Below are 21,880 nucleotides of genomic sequence, written 5' to 3'. Positions count from 1 at the left end.
CTTGCTGCCTACAGATCGAGCCTGGCCACGGCAAAACGCCACCGCAAAACTAACAGCTTCCGAGCTGCTCGTGGGGCGTACCCCTATTACCGGGCAGGAGTCGATGCACAAGCGTTGCCCAATGGGGCCCCAGCGTCTTGACATGTGGGATCCGGGTTTACGCTCGTGTCTGTGGAGGCACAATATCCGGCCCACTGGGAGGCCGATGTCGTCCTTGCCGACGGAGGCACCGCGCACGTGCGGCCCATCAAGCCCGCCGACGCCGACCGCCTCCGTTCGTTCTACTCCCGCCTGTCCGACGAGTCGATCTATTTTCGGTTCTTCGGCCCGCGCCCCCGGCTCTCCGACCGCGAGGTCGAGCGCTTCACCAACGTCGACTACGTCAACAGGGTCGCGCTGATCGCCACCATCGGCACCGAGATGGTGGCCGTCATCCGCTACGACCGCACAGGACCCGGCGAGGCCGAGGTCGCCTTCCTCGTCGAGGACGCCCACCAGGGCAGGGGAGTGGCGTCCGTGCTGCTCGAACACCTGGCGGCCACCGCACGCGAGCGCGGCATCGAACGCTTCATCGCCGACGTGCTGCCCGCCAACATGCGCATGATGGGGCTGCTGCGCCAGGCCGGTTACACGGCGCAGAGCCAGTTCGAGGACGGCGTCGTACGCATGACGCTCGACCTCACGCCCACCGAGACCTCCGCCGAGGTCACCGCCGCCCGCGAGCACCGCGCCGAGTCCCGCTCGATCGCCCGGCTGCTCACCCCCGGCTCCGTCGCGGTGATCGGCGCCTCGCGCGAGCCCGGCGGCGTCGGCCAGACCGTGCTGCGCAACCTGCTGGCCGCCGACTTCACCGGCCCTGTCTACCCCGTCCACCGCGAGGTGCGTGCGGTGGCGGGCGTGCGCGCGTACCCGAGCGTGACCGCCATCGACGACAAGGTCGATCTCGCCGTGGTCGCCGTGCCCGCCGAAGGCGTCATCGACATCGTCAAGGAGTGCGCGGAGAAGGGCGTGCACGGCCTGGTCGTGGTCTCGTCCGGCTTCGGCGAGACCGGCCCCGAGGGCAGGGCCAGGCAGGACGAGCTGGCCCGCATCGCCCGCTCCTACGGCCTGCGCGTCGTCGGCCCCAACTGCCTCGGCATCGCCAACACCGACCCCGCCGTCAAGCTCAACGCCACGCTCGCCGCCACCGTCCCCGGCCGGGGCAACGTCGGCTTCTTCAGCCAGTCGGGCGCGCTCGGCACCGCGCTGCTCCAGCGGGTCGCCCAGCGCGGCATGGGCATCTCGACGTTCGTCTCGGCGGGCAACCGGGCCGACGTCTCGGGCAACGACCTGCTGCAGTACTGGGAGGAGGACGACTCCACCGAGGTCATCCTGCTCTACCTGGAGTCGCTCGGTAACCCGCGCAAGTTCACCCGGCTGGCCAGGCGCATCTCCCGGCGCAAGCCCGTCGTGGTGGTCAAGAGCGGCGGCACCCCGTCCGGCCACTCGGCCGCCGAGCTGGGGCTGCCCGACTCGGCGATCAGCTCGCTGTTCGAGCAGGCGGGGCTCATCAGGGTGGACGACCTCATCCAGCTCTTCGACGTGGGGCAGCTGCTGGCGTACCAGCCGCTGCCCGACGGCCCGCGGGTCGCGCTCGTCACCAACTCCGACGCGCTCGGCCTGCTCGCCGCCGACGCCTGCCTGTCCGCGGGTCTCGAACCCCGAGAGCCCGTCAACCTCGGCCCGGCCGCGGGGCCCGGCGAGTACGGGGCCGCGCTCGCCGGCGAGCTGGCCTCCGGCGAGGTGGACGCCGCCGTCGTCATCTACATGCCGCCGATCCCGGGCGACACCGACGCGGTGGCCGCCGAGCTGCTGCGCGTCTCGAAGGGCTCCGGCAAGCCGGTGCTCGCCACGTTCGAGGGGCATCTCGGCATGCACCCGGCGCTGCGCGTCCCCGGGGACGAAGGGCCCGCACGCGGGTCCATCCCGTCGTACGCCGCCCCCGAGGAGGCCGTACGCGCACTCGCCCACGTCGTCCGCTACGCCCGCCGCCGCGCCCAGCCGGTGGCCCCGCCGCCCGAGCTGACCGGCATCGACACCCAGCGGGCGCGGACGCTGGTCCGCGAGACGCTGGCGGGCACCGCGCCCGAGACCCCGCCTGGCGGGTTCGCCCAGCCGGGGCCGCCCGTCGAGATCGACGCGGCCGAGCTGCTGTCCTGCTACGGCGTTGAGGTCTGGCCCGCCGAGGTCGTCCGCTCGCCCGACGAGGCGGTGGCCGCGGCCGAACGGCTCGGCTGGCCGGTGGTGGTCAAGGCGGCCGACCCCGCGGCCTCGCGGCGGGCGGGCACCGTACGCCTCGGGCTGACCGGCCCCGAGATGGTCCGCCACGCCTACGCCGAGCTGGTGCGCGAGCACGCGGAGCTGGCCGTGCAGCGGATGGCGCCGCAGCCCGCCGTGCCGACCGTGGTCGGGGTGATCGAGGACCCGGCGTTCGGGCCGGTGGTGTCGTTCGGGCTGGGCGAGGTGACCGCGCGGCTGCTGGCCGACCAGAGCTTCCGCCTCGCGCCGCTCACCCGCGAGGACGCCTCCGACCTGATCCGGTCCGTACGCGCCGCGCCGCTGCTCTTCGGCCAGTACGGCTACCCGCCCGTCGCGGTGGACGCCCTGGAGGACCTTCTCGTACGCGTCGGGCGGCTCTCCCACGATCTGCCCGAGGTGGCCAGGCTCGACCTCGACCAGGTGCTCGTGGGGGAGTCGGCGGTGGTGATCCTCAGCGCCCGCGCGACCCTGCGCACCCCGGCGGGGCCGCGGCTCGACGGCGGCCCGCGCCGGCTGTCGTGACCGGGCCTGTGGGCGCTGACGGGGGTGCGTCAGCCCTGAGCGAAGGGGGAGGGGCCGAGTGCCCGCTGATGACCCGGCAAAAGACGTTATAGAGCGTTATATCCGGCGGGTGAGTGCACTGCCCGTCCCTGGCAGGATGGAGCCATGAGGGAAACCCGAGTCTCAGCCGCGGGCCTGCGCGACGCGATCGAGCGCAGCGGCTACTACCCCGACCTCGTCACCGATGCGGTCGAATCCGCGCTGGGCAAGGAGGCCGTGACCGCGTTCGTGGTCCACCACGAGGCGACCTTCGATCCCGCGATGGAGGTGCGCCGCCACGTCACCGTGCTGGTGCTGACCGCGACCCGGCTGCTCGTCTGCCACACCGACGAGCACCCCGCGGTGGAGGGGGTCTCGGCGTCCCACGCCTCCACCACCACCGAGGCGGTGCGGCTGAGCCGCGTCCAGTCGGTCGCGGTCACCCGTGTGGTGCCCGACCCCGCCTCCTACGTGCCCGGCGTCCCTCCCACGGAGGTGACGCTCACCATCGGCTGGGGCGCCATCTCTCACGTCGATCTCGAGCCCGCCACCTGCGGCGACGAAAACTGCGAGGCCGACCACGGCTACACCGGCGCCATCACCGCCGACGACCTGTCGCTGCGCGTCAGCGAGGCCGCCGACGGGCCCGAGGCGGTCTCCCATGTGCTCGCCTTCGCCAAGGCCCTCTCCGAAGCCACCGCCCGCGCCACCGCCTGACCCTCGCCCACCCGCGCACCTCTCACCCGCCAACCGCCACCCCACCCGGCTGCGAGCGCCGCGCGCAGATCACCCGTGCCCGCGCCGTGTCGCCGCACGCGGATCAGGCCCGCTCCTGGGCCGTGTCGCCGCGCGGATCAGGCCCGCGCCCGCGCCGCGTCTCCGCGCGCCGTCCCGTGCTCGGGCTCGCGTGCGGTGTCCGCGTGGGCGGCTTCCGCTGTGCACGTGCTCGCGCACCTAGCGCGCTCAGCGCCGGCGTTCGTGCGGCGGGACTGTGGAGTGCCGTTCGCGCCGGGCGCCGACCCGTGCTGACGCATGCGGCACCTGGGCTTGCGGGCACTCGCCCGCGCCGCGCTGAGCGTGTCGGTCGCTGAGCGTGTCGGCCCGCTGAGCGGGCGCCGTTTCACGCCCCCGCACCCACGGCGAGTCGTCCGTGTCGGTGCCGTGCGCACGCCAGTCCGTCAAGAGCCGCTCGTGCCGGTGCTTGCGCGGTGGGCCTGCGGGGTGTTGTCCGCGTCGCGCGCCGCCCCCGGCGACGCCACCGGCGACTCCACCCGCGCCTGCGCGCTTGAGCACTGCCTGCGCCCTGACCCGTACCAGCGTCGTCCGCGCCGCGTGCTCGCGTCGACCTACGCCTGCGCCCGCCCCCGCCCTGGCCCGGGAGCGTTGGTCGCGTCGGTGGTCAGGTCGTCTCCGCGTCCGCCTGCTGGGCGTCGTCCGCCCTGCGTCTGTGTGGTGGGGCCGGCGCAGTCTCGGCGGTGCGGTTCCTGGGCGCTCGCCTGGCTTTTCGCGCTGCTCTGCCGCCCCTGCTGAGGGTGTCGCGGAGCGCCGGGCGGCCGATCGGGGCGGGGCTAGACTGAGGGGCATGCTGGTGCCCGGATACGGCGGCGCGTCGCTGGCCGACTTGCCGGGTTCCCTGCTGGCCGCGCTCGGGCTGCCAGAGCCTAACCTGCTCGACCTCGATGCCGCCGACCGTGTGTGCCTGTTCCTGGTCGATGGTCTCGGAGCGGAGCTGCTCGACGCCCACCCCGAGCGGGCCCCGTTCCTGGCGGCGCACCGTACGTCCAGGACGCTCAGCGCCGGGTTCCCCGCCACCACCGCCACCAGCCTGTGCACCCTGGGCACCGGCCTGACGCCCGGTGAGCACGGCATGGTGGGCATGATGCTGGCCGTGCCCGGCACCGGAAGCATGCTCAACTGCCTGCGCTGGACCTTCCCGGGCGACGAGCCGATCGACCCCGAGGTGTGGCAGCCGGCCCCCACCGTCTACCAGCGCGCCGCCGCAGCGGGCATCGAGCCGGTCTACGTCGCCCCCGCCGAGCTGGCGGGCACCGGTCTGAGCCGGGCCACCTTCCGCGGCGTCCGGCACGTGGCGGCCGGCTCGGTCGACGAAAGGGTGGCGAGGGTCCACGACGTGCTGCGGGAGCGCCGCCGTTCCCACGTCACCGTCTACTACGGCGACCTCGACGCCGCCGGCCACATGCACGGCTGGGGCGGCGACGAGTGGCTGCGGCAGCTCGAGATCGTCGACGCCATGGCGAGCCGCCTGGCCGAAGGCATGCCGCCCGGCTCCGCCCTCTACGTCACCGCCGACCACGGCATGGTCAACGCCACCGAGAAGATCGATGCGGAGAGCGTCCCCGAGCTGGCGGAGGGGGTGGCGATGCTGGGCGGCGAGGCCAGGGCACGCCACGTCTACACCCGTCCGGGGGCCGCAGGGCAGGTGCTCGACGCCTGGCGGGAGACGCTGGGCGACAAGGCGTGGGTGGTGTCGCGCGAGGAGGCGGTCGAGTCGGGCTGGTTCGGCCCCCGCGTACGCGAGCCGTGGCTCGCCCGCATCGGCGACGTCGTGGCCGTCCCCCGTACCGACCTGGCCATCACCGCTCCCAGCAGGCATCCCGTCGAGGCGCAGTTCGTCGGTTACCACGGCTCGCTGACGGCGGCAGAACAGCACGTCCCGCTTCTGGAGGTACGCCCGTGACCAGCCCGCTCATCACACCCGCCGCGCTCGCGGAGCTCGCCGATCGTGGCGGGGTCACCGTGCTCGACGTGCGCTGGCGGCTCGGCGGGCCGCCCGGCATCGAGTCCTACCGCGAGGGCCACATCCCGGGCGCCGTCTACTGCGACCTCGACACCGACCTGGCCGGCCCGCCCGGCACGGGCGGGCGACACCCGCTGCCCAGTGCGGAGGCGTTCCAGAGCGCGATGCGGCGGCTCGGCGTCTTCGACGGCCGCCCTGTCGTCGTGTACGACGACGCGGCCGCCACGACCGCCGCCCGCGCCTGGTGGACGCTGCGCTACTTCGGCCACCAGGACGTCCGCGTGCTCGACGGCGGCCTGCCCGCCTGGATCGCGGCCGGTCACCCCGTCACCAAGGAGGTGCCCGCACCCGTCGAGGGCGACTTCACCGCCAGGCCGGGCGGCATGCCGATGCTGTCGGCCGACGAGGCGGGCGAGCTGGCCGGGCGCGGCGTGCTGCTGGACGCCCGCGCCGCCGAGCGCTACCGCGGCGAGGTGGAGCCCGTCGATCCCGTGGCCGGGCACGTCCCCGGTGCGGTCAGCGCCCCGACCACCGACAACGTCGGCCCCGACGGGCGCTTCCTGGCGCCCGATGAGCTGCGGTCGAGGTTCGCCGGGCTGGGCGTCGGCGAGGGGACGCGGGCGGGCGCGTACTGCGGCTCCGGCGTGACGGCCGCACATGAGGTGCTGGCGATGGAGATCGCGGGCCTGCCGGCGGCGCTGTACGTCGGCTCCTGGTCCGACTGGGTCAGCGACCCGTCCCGCCCCGTCGCCACCGGCTGACCGGCAGCGCCTGCGCCAGGGCGCCCCGGGGTCAAGCGGCCAGGGTCGGGTGACTCGGCTCAGGTGGCCAGGGCTGGGCGACCTCGGCTCAGGCGTCCGGGCTCAGTAGAGCGGGAAGTCGCCTGCGCCGAAGCAGGTGAAGCCCACCTCGCCGGTCTTGGCCGCCGCACACGCCAGCGCCGCGTCGGGTGCCTGCCCGGCCGCCACGAGCTCGTGGAAGGTGCTCATCACCGCCCGTGCCTCCTCGTCGCCTATCGGCACCATGCCGGCGATCACGCACGACGAGCCCTTCGCCAGGAACGTCCCCGGCAGCCCGAGCGGCGCGCCCTCCATGGGCGTCCGCGACATCCCGGAGTTGCACGCCGACAGCACCACCAGCCCGGGCGTCCGTGGCAGTTCCAGCAGGTCGTACGCCATGAGCGCGCCGTCCTCCAGCGTGATGCCCGACCCCAGCGGGGTACGCGCGTGGAACGTCCCGTGCGCCGCCAGGTGCACGACGTCGGCCGTGGACAGCGCCTCCCGCACCGGCCCCACCCGCCCCTCTGTGAGCCGTCCACCGGGGTGGCAGCGCACGACGTGGGCCACCTCGGTACGAGCGTGCTCCAGCTCCGGGCCCGCCGCGGCCACCACCACGGGCGGGCTCCCGGGCCGGCGAGCAGCAGCGTCGGCGTTGGCACGCGCCCGCAGCCAGGCGGCGGTGCCGGCCGCCACGCTCACCGGGCGTTCGCGGAGGGCGGGGAGCGCGCCCCAGGGGAGCTTGTGCAGGCCGGCCACCGGCACGATCACCAGCGGTCGATCATCGAGGTCGGCCAGCAGGGGCCGCAGGACGAGCTCTTCGAGGGCGACGGCGGCCGCGTCGGTGTCGTGGCGCTGGGTGGGGCGGCGCAGGGCGTACCGCAGGCGCAGGATCGCCTCGCTGATCTCCTGAAGGTCGCCGACCCGCCGCAGCAGCAGGTGCCGCTCGGTGATCATGACGGCGAGCAGTGCGCCGCGGTCGGCCACATACTCGACCAGGGCGCTGCCTCCCAGCTCCGCCCGTACGCGTTCGGGGTCGGGGAGCGCGCTCGCGTGGGCGGGCGAGGCGACGGCCCGCCAGCGTTCGGCCCACTCGAACACGGTGCTCGCGCTGCCCTCCCGTACGGCCAGCTCCAGCCCGAACGCCGCCAGCCGCTCGCCCGACCTGGCCGCGTGCGCGCGCAGCGACGGGTCGTCGAAGCCCTCCACGCGCCCGCTCACCTCGGCCAGCCCGTCGCGGACGGCGGTGAAGGCTCCGGCGGGGTCGTCCAGGAGCGCCGACTTGAGCGCGAGCGCGTGCTGGCGCACCGTTCCCGGGATCAACGCGGCCCGCACCGGTCGTCCGGCCCGCGCCGCCTCGGAGTCCGGCGCCCGCTCCCCGACCCGCTCATCGGGCCGTCCAGCAGGCTGTTCTGCCGCCCTGGTGAGGTGGGTGAGCTGGTCCAAGGCCGTGCGGCGGTCGTCCAAGGAGAGCGCCGTCTCGGCCGCGACCAGCCGCAGTGCCGCCGCGACGGCCACGTGAGCGTCGCACTCCTCCAGCTCTCCGGCGCACTCGGCCAGCTCGGTCAGCAGCTCGCGGGTGACGGGACCGAGCGCCAGCCGTGAGCGCAGCACCACCTCCCTGGCCAGCGGCAGCCACGTCGTACGCTGCTGCGCCGCGAGCTCGGCGGCGGCCTGCTCGGCCACCTGCAGGGCCCGGTGCGGGTCGCCGGTGAGCAGTTCCACCTGGGCGAGCTTCAGCCGCGCCTCGGCCAGCGCCACCAGCGCCCCGGACGCCTCCAGGTCGGGTACGGCCAGGTCCAGCATCGCCCTGGCCTCGCCCGGCTGGTTCACGGCCAGGAGGGCATCGGCGAAGTCGGCCCGCATCGTGGCCAGCCGTTCGGGAAAGCCGAAGAGGGCGTCCTCGGCCTCGTGGTAGTGCTTGAAGGCGGCGGCGAGGTCGCCGCGACGTACGGAGAGAAAAGGCAGGTTGGCGGCGGACAGCCGGGCGAGGTGCCGCAGCCCGGCCTCCTTGGCGATGCGCAGGCAGTCCGTGAGGTCGCGTAGCGCCGCGTCCCAGTCGCCCCGGTACGAGTGGATGAGCCCTCGGTTGAGCAGCCCGCCGGCCAGGAACCTGCGGTCGTCCATGGTGCCCGGCGCCTCCGCGAGGGCCCGTATCGCACGGTCGCAGGACGAGATGGCCTCCTGGTGATGCCCCAGCCGGGCGAGCGCGACCGCGCGCTGCGTGTCGAGCTTGGCGCGGTCGATCGGCGACAGATGAGCCCAGGCCAGGGCGGCCACGCGCAGTGCCTGGAGCGGATGGCCACGCTCGGTGCGTACGGTCACCAGCGACAGCCGCGCCTGCGCGACCCGCCCGGGCGGAGCGTCCGGCAGGGCGATGGCCTCCAGCAGGTGGTGCTCGGCGCTCTCCAGGTCGCCCAGCTCGCGCGCGGCCAGCGCCATCGACCGCAGCGCCACGGTTTCGGCCTCGGGGCACCCGTCACGCCTGGCGGCCTCCCTGATGGCGCCGGCGACTCGCAGCGCGCGGTCGGGTTCGACCAGCGAACGCATCAGCGCGGACTCCGCCGCCTGGACGAGCGGATGGACGCCCCTCGTGACCTGCTGGTCCGTCGCTGCGCTCATAACCGGCCTCGGAGGAGGAGACGGCCGGGAGCAACGCGCGGACTCCCGGCCGGGTCAGGGGTGGGTGCGCACCCCCGTGGCCGGTGTCGGGTCAGGGGTGGGTGCGCACTCACGTGGTCGGTATCGGTCAGGGGCGGATGCGCACCCACGTGGTCTGTACGGGTGGGTGCCCCGGCCTGTGGCACACCACGCTCAGCCACCCGGGCGGCAGGCCCGTGGCGACGAAGTGGCCGGTGGGGGCGATGCGCCGGGTCAGGGTCAGGTGCGGCGACCGTACGTCGACGAGCGCGCCTTCGCCGGGATAGGGGGAGATGTGACCGGCGACGTCGATGAGCCCGTCGCCCTCCGTCACCTCCAAATCGAACGTGAGGCCGGCGGCGATGAACCGCACCAGATGGGAGCTGTCGTTGTCGCGCACGCTGCGGATCGTGGCGGACTCGGTGTGGGCGGCGGTCACGGCCATCGGGACCCGAAGCCGATAGGCGTCACGTGCGGCGGCGGAGACGTGACCCGGGATCGGGTCGTTCCCGGCGGCCAGCCGGAGGGCCGCCAGGAAGTACTCGTCGTTGATCATTGCGCTGTCTCCTGTAGTGAGAGCAGAGTGCGCAGTTTCTCCAGGCAGCGTGCCTTGGTGGGCCCGATGCTGCCGTCGGGCAGCCCGAGCCGTGACGCCACCTGCTGGTTGCCGACCTCGTACGCGACAAGTTCCAGGATCGAGCGGCAGGGTTCTTGCAGTGTGGAGACCGTCTTCCAGAGCCGGCGCCGCCCGTCGGCCTCCAGCACGGCGGCGGCCGGGTCGGGCTCGTCGACCGGATCGGTCACGGAGACGAGGGGCGGCTCCTTGCGCTGCATGGCAAGGGCCTCGCGACGAACGGTGGTCACGAGCCAGCCGCCCACGCTCGCCGGTTCCCTGATGTCGTGCAGATGCTGCAGCAGGCGGAGCCAGGCGCCCTGGACCGCGTCGGCGGCGTCGACCGGGCTCAGGCCGCAGGCGCGGGCCACCGCCCACATGCGCGGCCCGTACCTCGCTTCGAGCTCGTCCCATGCGGCCCGGTCGCCCTTGGCCGCGGCCGCGAGCAGCTCCGCTGGATCACGCAGATCCCGCATACGGCCTCCTTCCGCCCGGCCAGGGGAGGCGATCATGCCTCCCCGTGATGCTCCGGGGACTGAGCGTAAACTCTACAGACTCGCCGGGAAGAGGACTCCCAGATCCTGAATTTGCGGGGTCGCCTCGGAGTCGAGGAGCCTGTCGATCCACTGCCGTGCGGGTTCGTTCCTGGCGGCGTCGGCGATGGCTCCGGCCACCAGCGCCGTGGCGAACGACGTGCCGCTCCACGCCGCGTACCCCTCGAAGTCGCCGGTGTGCAGGTAACTGCTCGTCAGCCAGTCGCCCCGGGCGCAGGCGTCCACCCACGTGCCGTAGCCGGAGTAGGGGGCCCGGCACTGCTGGGAGGCGTCCACGGCGGCCACGCCGACCACGAAGGGCAGCGCCGCGGGCCAGAACGGGTGGTCGGAGGCGGTGTTGCCGGCGCAGGCCACGGTCACCGTGCCGGTCGGCGTGGCGGCGAGCTCGGCGATGGCGTCCGACAGCAGGGGCGGCGGCCGGCCGTCGAAGGTGTAGCCGCCGAACGACAGGTTGAGCACGTGGGGCGGCCGCTCGCGCATGCGGTGCAGGGCGCGTACGACGGTCGCCTCGTCGGTCACGCCGTCGCCGTCGAGCACCCGGTGCACGCGCAGCGACACGCCCGGGGCCCGCCGGGTCAGAAGTCCGGCGATGAACGTGCCGTGCCCCGCCTGCTGGCCCTCCATGGCGTCGGCCTCCTGGGGGCCGAGCCTGGCGTACCAGTCGCTGCCCGCCCACCACGGGTGCTTGGCCACGCCGGTGTCGAGCAGCCCCACGACGACGTCGGAGCGCGGCCGGTGATGCGGCCGGTGACCGATCGGAGGCGTGGGGAAGGGCCGTGAGGCCGGGCCGCCGAAGAACAGCGGCTGGCCGCGGAAGACGTGGTTGGGAGAGGCCCGCAGGCCCTGGTCGCGCAGCTCGGCGGTGAGCTCGCACGGATCGACGCCGTCGGCCAGATGGACGACGCAGACGCCGTCGGCCTCGGAGACCGCCTGGGTCCAGCGGCGCGCGGCGGACAGCGCCGTGCGGTCGGTCAGCACCTGACGTGGGCGGACGAACGCCTCCCCGACTGATTGGATGTCCATGAGCCGGTATCTTTCCTTGGGAGGCGACCTGTCACCCGCCACTTCAGCACCAACTTGGTATGGCCCCCCTCTGGTGCCGATCAGCGACCGACGGTAGTCTCTCCCTAGTCACTTGTGATCATCCCGGGACGAGGCCGTTGGGGAAGGCGCACCTCGTACCGAACGGGAGGTCCGGTGTCTGCTCGTGGCGTTCTTTACGTCCACTCGGCTCAGCCCGCGCTGTGCCCTCACATCGAATGGGCAGTCGCGGGTGTCCTTGGCGTGCCCGTAGACCTGACGTGGACTCCGCAGCCCGCCGCGCCCAATGTCGTGCGGGCCCAGGCGGAGTGGGAGGGACGGCCTGGCATCGCGGCGGCCATAGCCTCCTCCCTCATGGGCTGGCAGCGTCTCAGGTTCGAGATCACCGAGGATGCCTCACCCGGGGTCGACGGCTCCCGCCATGCCTACACGCCGTCGCTCGGCCCGTTCACGGCCGTGATCGGCGCGAACGGCGACATCATGATCCCCGAAGACCGGCTGCGCACCGCGATGATGATGGCCGCGCAGGGGCGGTGCGTGCTTGAAGACGAGCTGGACAAGCTGCTGGGCCGGCCGTGGGATGAGGAGCTGGAGCCGTTCCGGTACGCCGGGGACGGCGCGCCCGTCAGGTGGCTGCACGCGGCCGTGTGATCGCCGGGGACGAGGCCGCCGGGGTGCGAGGGAGGCTCCCCGTGCGCCCGTCCCGCCGCCTGACGCGCGTGACGAACGCCTTTGACACGTGTAGAGCCCTGATCAGTCTGAAGAGCGCCTGCTGCTCGTAGAGAGCGCCTGTGAAAGACGAACGAGGCCCCGCACCGAAAGACGGTGCGGGGCCTCGTTCGTATCGCTCTAGCGGCTGCACAGCCGCGCCCTGGGGCGGTCCTACAGCGGGATGTTGCCGTGGGCGCCCCTGGCCGGGGTGGCCTGGGAGAGCACCTTGGCGATCGCGCCGCGCGTCTCGGCGGGCTTGATCACCTCGTCGATGACGCCCAGCTCCTGGGCCCTGACCAGCCCGCCGGCGAGCTGCTTGTGCTCTTCGGCCAGGCGCTGCTCCAGCTCGGCCCGCTCCTCCTCGGGGACCGCGGCGAGCTCGCGGCGCTTGAGCACGCGCACCGCGGCCACCTCGCCCATGACCGCCACCTCGGTGGTCGGCCAGGCGAAGACCTTGGTGGCGCCCAGCGCGCGGGAGTTCATCGCGATGTACGCCCCGCCGTACGCCTTCCTGGTGATCAGCGTGACCCGCGGCACCGACGCCTCGGCGAAGGCGTGCAGCAGCTTGGCTCCGCGCCGGACCACGCCGTCGTGCTCCTGGCCGACGCCGGGCAGGTAGCCGGGCACGTCCACCAGCACGACCAGCGGCACGCCGAACGCATCGCACATGCGGACGAACCGGGCGGCCTTCTCGGCGGAGGTCGCGTCGAGGCAGCCGCCGAGCCGCATCGGGTTGTTGGCGATCACGCCGACCGTGCGCCCGCCCATGCGGCCGAGCGAGGTGACGATGTTGGGCGCCCACTTGGGGTGCAGCTCCAGGCCGGGCTCGTCGAGCAGGCCGTTGACCAGCGGCTTGACGTCGTAGGCGCGGCGCGCGGAGTCGGGCAGCAGGGACGAGAAGTCGACCTCGCCGATCTCGCCGAGGCGGATGCGGCCCTGGTGGCCGAGCAGCGTGGCGAGCCGGCGCGCCTTGACGAAGGCGTCGGTCTCGGTCTTGGTGACGATGTGGGCCACGCCGCTGCGCTTGGCGTGCGGCTCGGGCCCGCCGAGCGCGGCGGCGTCGACGTTCTCGCCGGTGACGCTGCGGACGACGTCGGGGCCGGTGACGAAGATGCGGCCGGTGTCGGCCAGGATGACGAGGTCGGTGAGCGCGGGACCGTAGGCGGCGCCGCCGGCGGCGGGGCCGACCACCACGGAGATCTGCGGCACGACGCCGGACGCCTTGGTCATGGCGGCGAAGACCCGGCCGACCGCGTGGAGCGACTCGACGCCCTCGGTGAGGCGGGCGCCGCCGGAGTGCCAGATGCCGATGATCGGCACCCGCTCGCGTACGGCGACGTCGTAGGCGTGCACGATGTGCTCGCAGCCCTCGCCGCTCATGGCGCCGCCCTGGACGCGGGCGTCGCTGCAGAACGCGACGACGGGAACGCCCTCGACGCGGCCCGTGGCGGCCAGCGCGCCGCTCTTGTCCTCCGGAGTGATCAGCCGCAGCGAGCCCTCGTCGAGCAGCGCGGTCAGGCGGACGACGGGATCGCGGGGATCAGCGGGCTCCTGATCGGAGCCCTCGCTCACCACCCGGTTGTCGAGCACGGTCATTTAAGCCCCCTTAAAGACGACGGCCACGTTGTGACCGCCGAACCCGAACGAGTTGTTGACCGCGGCGATGTCGCCCTCAGGCAGCGCGCGGTTCGCCTCGTGGACGAGGTCGACCTCGATGCCGTCGTCGAGGTCGTCGATGTTGATCGTGCGCGGGACGATCCGCTCGTGCAGGGCCTTGATGGTGAAGACCGACTCGATGCCGCCGGCTCCGCCGAGCAGGTGTCCCGTCATGGACTTGGTGGAGGTGACGAGCGGGTGGCTGCCGATGGCCTTGGCGATGGCCTGCACCTCGCCGACGTCGCCTGCCGGGGTCGAGGTGGCGTGGGCGTTGACGTGCTTGACGTCGTTGCCGGAGATGTCGGCGTCGGTGAGCGCCATCGTCATCGCCATGATCTGGCCGCGGCCCTCGGGCTCCGGCTGGGTGATGTGGTGCGCGTCGGCGGAGTAGCCGACGCCCGCGCAGTAGGCGTAGATGCGCGCGCCGCGCGCCTTGGCGAACTCCTCCGACTCCAGCACGACGATGCCCGCGCCCTCGCCCAGCACGAAGCCGTCACGAGCGCGGTCCCACGGGCGGGAGGCGCCCTCGGGGTCGTCGTTGCGGGTCGACATGGCCCGCGCGGCGGCGAAGGCGGCCATGTTGAGCCCGTGGATGGCGGCCTCGGTGCCGCCCGCCACGACCACGTCGGCACGGCCGGCCCTGATCATGTCGAGCGCGTAGCCGATGGCCTCGGCGCCGGACGCGCAGGCCGACACCGTGGCGTGCACGCCGGCCTGGGCGCCCAGGTCGAGCCCGACCCAGGCGGCCGGGCCGTTGGGCATGAGCATCGGCACGGTGAACGGCGACAGCCGGTTCCAGCCGCGCTCGCGGTAGGTGTCGTAGGCCGACAGCGTGGTGTTGATGCCGCCGATGCCGCTGGAGACCACGACGCCCAGCCGCTCGGGCGCCACCTCGGGGGCGCCGGCGTCCTTCCATGCCTCGCGGGCCGCGACCAGCGCGAACTGCTCGCTGCGGTCGAGCCGCCGGGCCTCGGGCCGCGGCAGCACCTCGGTGGGATCGACCGCGGCCGTCCCCGCGAACTTCACGGGGACGGTGTCGACCCAGTCGGTCTCCAGGGTCTTGACGCCCGACCGACCGGCGAGGAGCGCCGACCAGGTCGAGGTGACGTCTCCACCGACGGGCGTCGTCGCGCCAAGCCCGGTGACGACGACACGTACCCGGTTCGCACTCACGTTTCGCGCTCCTTGCTGGTCAGTGATCGGTTGATCGGTGAAACAATCCGAGGTCAGCCCTGGATGAAGTTGAGGACGTCCTTGACCGTCTTCAGGTTCTTGAGCTGGTCGTCGGGAATCTCGACGCCGAACTCGTCCTGGGCGGCCACGGCGATCTCGACCATGGACAGGGAGTCGATGTCGAGGTCGTCCACGAAGCTCTTCTCGGGGGTCACCTCCGAGGCCGGAATGCCGGTGATCTCGTTGATGATCTTGCCGAGGCCTTCGAGGATCTCCTGCTCGGTGGCAGCCATGTCGCTAGTTCTCCTTTGATTTCCTGGGTTCTGTACGGGCGATGCCGCACAAGTCTGGAAGGGCGAGCGGGACCCCGTCAGGGGATCTCGATCACCTGTCCGGCGTACGTCAGACCCGCGCCGAAGCCGAGCACCAGCGCCAGGCCACCCGACTGCACTTCGCCGCGCTCCAGCATGCGCGAGAGCGCGAGCGGGATGGAGGCGGCCGAGGTGTTGCCGGCGTGGACGATGTCGCGGGCGATGACGGCCTTGTCGGCGCCCAGCTTACGGGCGATCGACTCGACGATGCGCAGGTTGGCCTGGTGAGGCACGAACGCGGCGAGCTCCGACGGATCGACGCCGGCGCGCCGGCAGGCCTCGAGCGCCACCGGGTGCAGGGCGGTGGTGGCCCACCGGAAGACGGTCTGGCCCTCCTGGTGGAGGCTTTCGTTGCGGTTCTTGATGTAGATGGCGTCGGCCTTGTCGCCGGCGCTGCCCCACACGACGGGGCCGATGCCGGGCGTCTCGGCCGGACCGACGACCGCCGCGCCGGCGCCGTCGGCGAAGATCACGGCAGTGGAGCGGTCGGTCCAGTCGACCCACTGCGACAGCTTCTCGGCGCCGATGACCAGGACGTGCTTGGCCGAGCCCCCGCGCACGGCGGCGCTGGCGGTGCCGAGCGCGTAGCAGAAGCCGGCGCAGGCGGCGTTGATGTCGAAGGCGCCGGGGGCGGTGATGCCCAGGCGGTGCGCCACGACGGCCGAGGCGTTGGGGATCTGGGTCTCCATCGTGCAGCTCGCCACGATGACGAGGTCGATGTCGTCGGGCGTCAGGCCGCTGGCCGCGAGTGCCTTGCCGCCGGCGATGGTGGCCATGTCCTCGACGGTCTCGGCCGGGGAGGCGATCCTGCGCTCCTTGATGCCGACCCGGGACTGGATCCACTCGTCGTTGGTGTCCATGGTCTTGGCCAGGTCGTCGTTGGTGACGACGTTGGCCGGCTGGTAGTGGCCGAAGGCCAGCACCTTGGCGCCGGGAACGATGTCGGGGATCTTCATGGGATCAGCTCCCTGGCCGCGTCGAGGTCGTCGGGGGTCTTCAGCGCCACGGTGCGCACGCCGCGCAGCCCGCGCTTGGCCAGGCCGGTCAGCGTGCCGCCGGGCAGCAGCTCGATCATGTCGGTCACGCCGAGCGCGGCCATGGTCTCCATGCAGGAGTCCCACCTGACAGGGCTGCTCACCTGCTTGACCAGCTTCCGCAGGAACTCGGCGCCGCTCGCGACGGCCTGGCCGTCGGCGTTGGACAGCAGCGTGACCTTGGGGTCGGCGGGCTCGACGGCCTCGGCCGCGGCGCGCAGGCTCTCGACCGCCGGTGCCATGTGGTGGGTGTGGAACGCTCCCGCCACCTTCAGCGGAATGAGGCGGGCGCGGGCCGGCGCGTCCTCCTTGAACGCGGCGAGCTGCTCGAGCGTGCCGCCCGCCACGATCTGGCCGGCGCCGTTGATGTTGGCGGGGGTCAGGCCGTGCTTTTCGATGGCCGCGAGCACGTCGGCCTCGACGCCGCCGAGCACCGCGGTCATGCCGGTCTCGGTGACGGCGGCCGCCCTGGCCATGGCCCTGGCGCGCTCGCGGACGAGGCCCAGCGCCTGCTCGGGGGTGAGCACCCCGGCGAGCGCGGCGGCGGCGAACTCGCCGACGCTGTGGCCGGCCAGCACGTCGGGGCTCGCGCCGAGCGCCTCGGCGGCGGCCAGCGCGGCGGCGACGAGGAGCGGCTGAGCCACGGCGGTGTCGCGGATCTCGTCGGCTCCAGCGGTGGTGCCGTAAGCGATCAGGTCGAGCTCTACGACTTCGGACCAGGCGCCGAGCCGGTCGGCGAGGCCGGGCAGCTCGAGCCAGGGAGTCAGGAAGCCCGGTGTCTGGGCACCTTGGCCCGGGGCGACGAGTACAAGCACAAAAACCACCTTGCCCTGTAGGACTTCGACACGCGGATAGAGATCCGCACGAACTTTGTCCGGGGTGATTTGTAGGTTCCCTACAGTGGGAGTTTCGGCGGCATTACGTTAGCGATCGCCATGTTTCGGCGTTTTCGGACAGCCTGCCGAGGATGAGACCCACCTGCAGAGTGAACGCCGAGCGGCCCTCGGTCGGCTGGTAGCCGGTCAGCTCGGTGATCTTCTTGAGGCGGTAGCGCACGGTGTTGGGGTGCACGAACAACAGCCGCGCCGTCGCCTCCAGCGAGGTGCCCTGCTCCAGGTACGTCGCCAGCGTGTCGAGCAGCGGCGTGCCGGCCAGCGGCAGATAGACGTTCTCGATGAGCTGCTGCCTGGCGTCGGCGTCGCCGTCGAGCGCCCGTTCGGCCAGCAGGTCTTCGGCGTGCACCGGCCGGGGCGCGTCGGGCCAGCCGCAGGACGCCTTGAGCCCGGCCAGCGCCGCCCTGGCCGACCTGGCGGCGGCGTGCAGGTCGGGCACCTCGGGGCCGATGACGATGGGGCCCACCCCGAACCTGGACACGACCTGCTTGGCGGCGTCGTTGGCGTTGCTCGCGCCGCCCACGATCACGATCAGCCGGTCGGCCTGGACTCCGGCCAGCAGGTCCATGCCGATGCGCCGGCCCTTTTCGCGCAGCCCGTCGATGACCGCGCGCGGGTCGTCGTCGGGCGCGTTGCCGGCGATGACCACCACGGGGGAGGAGGTCCAGCCGAGCGCGGCGGCCCAGGAGTGCAGGCCGTCGTCCACCTCGCCGCGCACGAGCGCGTCGACGATCAGCGCTTCGAGCCGGGCGTCCCACGAGCCCCTGGCCTCGGCCTCGCGCGCGTAGACCTGGGCGGCGGCGAAGGCGACGTCGCGGGTGTAGCGCAGCATCGCCTGCTGGAGCTGGTCCTCGCCGCCGGGTGCGGCCAGCTCGTGGGTGCGCGCCTCGACGACCTCGACGACGACCCTGACGACGTCGACGGTCTGCTGGAGCGAGATGGAGCGCTTGAGCTCGCGCGGCGCCGTACCGAAGAACTCGATGCTGGGTGTGGGACGGTTCTCGCCGGCGTGCTGGAACCATTCGACGAACGCCGCGATGCCGGCCTGGGCCACCAGTCCCACCCACGAGCGGTCCTCCGCGCTGAGCGCGCGGAACCACGGCAGTTGCTCGTCCATGCGCGCCATCGCCGCGGTGCCGAGCGCGCCCATGGCGCGCTCGAGCCTTCGTGTGGTGTCCTCCCGGGTCCGGTCTGTCACGCCTCCTAGAGTGCCAGGTCCCCCCGGATGTCCGGAACGGCGGTCAGCGCCGTACCGGGAGGGCGGTTCAGATGACCGCGACGGCGGTGATCAGGCCGATCGCGACGTGCGTGGTCGCGAGCAGCCGGGCGCCGGGCTGCAGCTCCTGCTCCTTGATGAGCTCGCGGACGGAGATGCCGACGATCTTGTCGAACAGCAGCATCGCCAGCGTCTGGACCACGATGCCGACCAGGCCGTACACCGCCGTGCTCGCCAGGCCCTCCGACAGCCGGCCGCCCGCCGCCCAGATGGAGGCGGCCACGATGAGGCCGATCGCGATCATGGCGGAGGTGGCGAGCAGGGTGGCGTTGGGGTTGCGCTCGGAGCGGATGACCTGGCTGAGCTTGCCCGGCGTGGCCAGGTCGATCACGTAGAAGCCGACGATCATCAGGATGACGCCGACGGCGGCGTACGCGGCGATGATGCCCGAGCCACGGGCGAGGGTCTCAAGGAGGGTCACTGCAGTTCCATTCGAATGAAGGACACGGGTCGGGACAGGTCAGTCAGCGATGCGGTGCGGGACGAAGGAGGAGGTGTCGTCGGTGATGTAACCGGTCGTCTCCCTGATGCCGAGCCCGGCCGCCTCGTCGGCGACCACCCAGGCGCCCAGCACCGGCCGCTGCCCTTCGAACTCCGGCAGCGGCTCGAAGGCCTGATGCACGTAGCCTTCGCGGCCGTACATGCCGGGCGTCTCCCGGACGCCGCCCGGGGTCACGATGCGCATCGACGCGCCTTCCCTGCCGAGCAGCGGCTTGGAGATGAACGAGGTCAGCTCGCGCGGCCCGTCGAGGTAGGCGGGCAGCAGGTTGGGATGGCCGGGGTTGAGCTCCCACAGCACGGCCAGCAGCGCCTTGTTGGACAGCAACGCCTTCCATAGCGGCTCGACCCACGTGCCGTAGCGTACGGCGTGCCGCCCGAACTCGTCGGCCAGCATCCACTCCCACGGGTACAGCTTGAACGTCGAGCGCATCACGCGCCCCTCGACGTCCACGAAGCAGCGGTTGAGCGGGTCCCAGCCGATGTCCTCCATGGCGATGGCCACGGTCTCGATGCCCGCCTGCTCGGCCGTCTCCTGCAGGTAGGCCACGGTCATGGCCTCCTCGCCGGTCTCGTCGGCGTTGGTGAAGGCGAAGTGGGTGGGGCCGGGCGGCAGGCGCAGCTCGCGCCAGCGGTCGATGAGCCGCTCGTGCACCGAGTTCCACTGGTCGCCGCCGGGGAAGACGTCCTGCAGCCAGAACCACTGCACCACCGACGACTCCACCAGCGACGTGGGCGTGTCGGCGTTGTACTCCAGCAGCTTGGCCGGGCCGGTGCCGTCGTAGCGCAGGTCGAAGCGGGCGTACAGGTGGTCGTCGCGGCGCTCCCACGAGCGGGCCACCGCCTCCCAGGCCCACTCGGGGATGGCGAAGTCGGCGAAGCGGCCGGTGGCGACCACGTGGTCGGCGGCCTGGAGGCACATCCGGTGCAGCTCCTCGACCTGGCTCTCCAGCTCTTCGACCTCGTCCATGGAGAAGACGTAGTGCACGGACTCGTCCCAGTACGGGCGGCTCAGCCCGGCCGGGTGGGCGGCGCGGTGGTAGGCCAGGCCGTGGCCTTCGATGATCTTCTCCCAGCCGTCCCTGGGAGGGGAGTGCTCGCGGCGCATCGCTCAGCCCCCGGAGCCCCAGCCGCGGCCGCCGAAGCCGCCTCGCTGGATCGACTTGCCGCTCCTGCTGCTGATGGTCACGTTGGACGGCTTGAGCGTGGTGCCGTCCATGACCCGGTTGCCGACCCGGCGGCCGCCGTAGTACCAGACGTACGCGCCGTGGGAGCCGCCGTAATAGTGGTGGCGGGTCGAGGTGCCGTCGTCGTCGCAGTAGGAGTCGTCCACCACCACGTAGCCGTCGCCAGCCGGCGTGCTGCCGGGGGTGGCCGTGAGCGGGCTCGGGCTGTCCGTCGGGGTCTGGGTCGGAGTTGAAGTCGGGGTCGGGGTCGGGGAGGCGCTGTCGCTTGCCGAGAGGGAAGCGGACGGGGAGGCGGTCGGTGTCGCGGGGAAGTCGCCGTAGCCGGGTGGCAGGTCGCCGTCCAGCAGGACGCAGTCGGCCGTGACCTGCTCGTCGTCGTCGACCGCCGCGCAGTAACCCACGACCATCACCGACACGACGCCGAGGACGGTCAGTGGGATGACTTTGGACGATTTGCGTGGCGGTTGCTTGGACGCCTTGGACGGCTGTGGCATGAAACTCCTGCTTTCCTGAGCCGATCACACTAGCGGCGGCCCTTACCCCCGATCAATGGCCCCTGGCAGATTTGCCCTGTTCAGGGTTGGTGCTCCCGGTCGCCGCCCTACTGGGGTAGGACTGGACGCATGGATCCCGTCGAGGCCCTGCGCGAGATCGCCTTTCTCCTCGAGCGCGCGGGTGAGCCCCCGTACCGCGTGCGTGCCTTTCGCCGCGCCGCCGCGGTGATCGACGAGCTGTCCCCGCAAGAGCTCGCCCGTCTCACCCGCGACGGCGGGCTCGGTGATCTCCCCGGGATCGGGAAGGTCACCGCTCTTGTGGTCAACGAAAGTGTTAAAGGTCAGGTTCCGACCTATTTGCGGCGAATGCGGGCGACCGTAGACGTCCAGCTCGACGAGGAGACCGCGCGGCTGCGGGCGGCGCTCAAGGGCGATCTGCACAGCCACTCCGACTGGTCGGACGGCGGTTCGCCGATCGAGGAGATGGCGCGGGCGGCCATGGCGCTCGGGCACGACTACTGGGCGCTGACCGACCACTCGCCGCGCCTGACCGTGGCCCGGGGGCTGACGGCCGGGCGGCTGGAGCGGCAGCTCGACGAGGTGGCCGCGCTGAACGAGCGGCTCGCGCCGTTCAGGATCCTGACCGGCATCGAGGTGGACGTGAACCCCGACGGCTCGCTCGACCAGGAGCCCGAGCTGCTCGACCGGCTGGACGTGGTGGTCGCCGGCGTGCACTCCAAGCTGCGCATGGGATCCGAGGACATGACCCGCCGCATGGTCACCGCCATCGCCGACCCCCGTGTGGACGTGCTCGGCCACTGCACCGGGCGCATCGTGCAGGCGGGCGGCAAGCGCGGGGCCAAGCGGCCCGAGTCGGAGTTCGAGGCCGAGCTGGTCTTCGAGGCGTGCCGTCAGTTCGGGGTGGCCGTCGAGATCAACTCGCGGCCCGACCGGCTCGATCCGCCCAAGCGGCTGTTGCGGCTGGCGTACGAGATGGGCTGCCTGTTCGCGATCGACTCCGACGCGCACGCGCCGGGGCAGCTCGACTGGCAGCGCTTCGGGTGCGAGCGGGCCGCCAGGTGCGGGATCGAAGCGGACCGCATCGTCAACACCTGGCCGCTCGACCGGCTGCTGGAGTGGACGCGCGCCTGACACGCCCGCCCCCTGGTCACCGCGCCTGACGGACCTCCTGCCGTGCCGCGCGCGTCCGCCTGCCGTGCCGCGCGCGTCCGCCTGCCGGCCCTGCCCGCTGGAGTGGACGCGCCCGTGAGCGGAAGAATCGCCGATCGTCACGTGGTGGAAAGCCGGGCGAGGCGCACCTGCACTCGCGTGAGGTGCCGCGCTCCGCTCGGCCGCCGGCGGAGGCG

The 21,880-nt window shown here is 72.6% G+C and carries 19 protein-coding genes; 6 read left to right on the top strand and 13 right to left on the bottom strand.

Annotation, left to right across the window (positions count from 1 at the left end; genetic code table 11):
- Positions 1-171 precede the first annotated feature (171 nt).
- From AB0K67_RS29620 to AB0K67_RS29605, 4 genes are all read left to right on the top strand, one after another.
- Positions 172-2,820, top strand: a complete 2,649-nt coding sequence (locus AB0K67_RS29620; protein WP_364066922.1) for a GNAT family N-acetyltransferase — start codon at positions 172-174, stop codon at positions 2,818-2,820.
- 144 nt (positions 2,821-2,964) lie between these two features.
- Positions 2,965-3,555, top strand: coding sequence for a DUF5998 family protein (locus tag AB0K67_RS29615; RefSeq protein WP_364066920.1), 591 nt, complete (start codon positions 2,965-2,967; stop codon positions 3,553-3,555).
- Positions 3,556-4,420: 865 nt separating this feature from the next.
- Positions 4,421-5,536 (top strand): nucleotide pyrophosphatase/phosphodiesterase family protein, encoded by a 1,116-nt coding sequence (locus AB0K67_RS29610; protein WP_364066918.1) that lies wholly within the window; start codon positions 4,421-4,423, stop codon positions 5,534-5,536.
- Positions 5,533-6,357, top strand: coding sequence for a sulfurtransferase (locus AB0K67_RS29605; RefSeq protein ID WP_364066916.1), 825 nt, complete (start codon positions 5,533-5,535; stop codon positions 6,355-6,357). The genes AB0K67_RS29610 and AB0K67_RS29605 overlap by 4 nt, the downstream gene beginning before the upstream one ends.
- A gap of 102 nt (positions 6,358-6,459) precedes the next feature.
- On the opposite strand, the gene AB0K67_RS29600 is transcribed toward AB0K67_RS29605, so the two are convergent.
- From AB0K67_RS29600 to AB0K67_RS29585, 4 genes are all read right to left on the bottom strand, one after another.
- A complete protein-coding gene (locus AB0K67_RS29600; protein WP_364066914.1) occupies positions 6,460-8,994 on the bottom strand; it encodes a CHAT domain-containing tetratricopeptide repeat protein in 2,535 nt (844 codons plus the stop codon).
- 127 nt (positions 8,995-9,121) lie between these two features.
- Positions 9,122-9,568, bottom strand: coding sequence for a hypothetical protein (locus AB0K67_RS29595; RefSeq protein WP_364066912.1), 447 nt, complete (start codon positions 9,566-9,568; stop codon positions 9,122-9,124).
- Complete coding sequence (locus tag AB0K67_RS29590; protein WP_364066910.1) at positions 9,565-10,101, bottom strand: sigma-70 family RNA polymerase sigma factor; 537 nt, start codon at positions 10,099-10,101, stop codon at positions 9,565-9,567. Before AB0K67_RS29590 ends, AB0K67_RS29595 begins: the two co-directional genes overlap by 4 nt.
- A 72-nt stretch (positions 10,102-10,173) precedes the next feature.
- Positions 10,174-11,202, bottom strand: coding sequence for a S8/S53 family peptidase (locus AB0K67_RS29585; RefSeq protein WP_364066909.1), 1,029 nt, complete (start codon positions 11,200-11,202; stop codon positions 10,174-10,176).
- 174 nt (positions 11,203-11,376) lie between these two features.
- On the opposite strand from AB0K67_RS29585, the gene AB0K67_RS29580 reads away from it, so the two are divergent.
- The gene (locus AB0K67_RS29580) at positions 11,377-11,871 is read left to right on the top strand and encodes a DUF3145 domain-containing protein (RefSeq protein WP_364066907.1); all 495 of its coding nucleotides are present in this window, start codon (positions 11,377-11,379) and stop codon (positions 11,869-11,871) included.
- A 231-nt stretch (positions 11,872-12,102) separates the two neighbouring features.
- On the opposite strand, the gene AB0K67_RS29575 is transcribed toward AB0K67_RS29580, so the two are convergent.
- The 9 genes from AB0K67_RS29575 to AB0K67_RS29535 form a co-directional block, all read right to left on the bottom strand.
- Positions 12,103-13,527 carry a carboxyl transferase domain-containing protein gene (locus AB0K67_RS29575; RefSeq protein WP_364066905.1) on the bottom strand — a complete coding sequence of 475 codons (1,425 nt, stop codon included), beginning with the start codon at positions 13,525-13,527 and terminating at the stop codon, positions 12,103-12,105.
- Entirely contained in the window at positions 13,528-14,760 is a 1,233-nt protein-coding gene (gene fabF, locus AB0K67_RS29570) for a beta-ketoacyl-ACP synthase II (RefSeq protein WP_364066903.1), read from the bottom strand. It lies immediately after the preceding gene.
- Between the two features lie 53 nt (positions 14,761-14,813).
- Positions 14,814-15,053, bottom strand: coding sequence for an acyl carrier protein (locus AB0K67_RS29565; protein ID WP_364066901.1), 240 nt, complete (start codon positions 15,051-15,053; stop codon positions 14,814-14,816).
- A gap of 77 nt (positions 15,054-15,130) precedes the next feature.
- On the bottom strand, positions 15,131-16,087 hold the full coding sequence (locus tag AB0K67_RS29560; RefSeq protein WP_364066899.1) for a beta-ketoacyl-ACP synthase III: 957 nt from the start codon (positions 16,085-16,087) through the stop codon (positions 15,131-15,133).
- Entirely contained in the window at positions 16,084-16,980 is an 897-nt protein-coding gene (locus AB0K67_RS29555; RefSeq protein WP_364066897.1) for an ACP S-malonyltransferase, read from the bottom strand. The genes AB0K67_RS29560 and AB0K67_RS29555 overlap by 4 nt, the downstream gene beginning before the upstream one ends.
- A 103-nt stretch (positions 16,981-17,083) precedes the next feature.
- The gene (locus AB0K67_RS29550; protein WP_364067197.1) at positions 17,084-18,208 is read right to left on the bottom strand and encodes a helix-turn-helix domain-containing protein; all 1,125 of its coding nucleotides are present in this window, start codon (positions 18,206-18,208) and stop codon (positions 17,084-17,086) included.
- Positions 18,209-18,323: 115 nt separating this feature from the next.
- Positions 18,324-18,755 (bottom strand): DUF350 domain-containing protein, encoded by a 432-nt coding sequence (locus tag AB0K67_RS29545; RefSeq protein WP_364066895.1) that lies wholly within the window; start codon positions 18,753-18,755, stop codon positions 18,324-18,326.
- Between the two features lie 39 nt (positions 18,756-18,794).
- Positions 18,795-19,940 (bottom strand): glutathionylspermidine synthase family protein, encoded by a 1,146-nt coding sequence (locus AB0K67_RS29540; RefSeq protein WP_364066893.1) that lies wholly within the window; start codon positions 19,938-19,940, stop codon positions 18,795-18,797.
- Between the two features lie 3 nt (positions 19,941-19,943).
- Positions 19,944-20,513 carry a hypothetical protein gene (locus AB0K67_RS29535; RefSeq protein WP_364066891.1) on the bottom strand — a complete coding sequence of 190 codons (570 nt, stop codon included), beginning with the start codon at positions 20,511-20,513 and terminating at the stop codon, positions 19,944-19,946.
- 129 nt (positions 20,514-20,642) lie between these two features.
- Here AB0K67_RS29535 and AB0K67_RS29530 point away from each other — a divergent pair, with 129 nt between their 5' ends.
- Positions 20,643-21,665, top strand: a complete 1,023-nt coding sequence (locus AB0K67_RS29530) for a PHP domain-containing protein (protein ID WP_364066889.1) — start codon at positions 20,643-20,645, stop codon at positions 21,663-21,665.
- Positions 21,666-21,880: the final 215 nt, after the last annotated feature.

The organism is Nonomuraea sp. NPDC052634 (genome assembly GCF_040678535.1).
Lineage (GTDB): Bacteria > Actinomycetota > Actinomycetes > Streptosporangiales > Streptosporangiaceae > Nonomuraea > Nonomuraea fastidiosa.
Note: the sequence above shows the minus strand (reverse complement) of the source record. Positions and strands in the feature narration are given on the sequence as shown.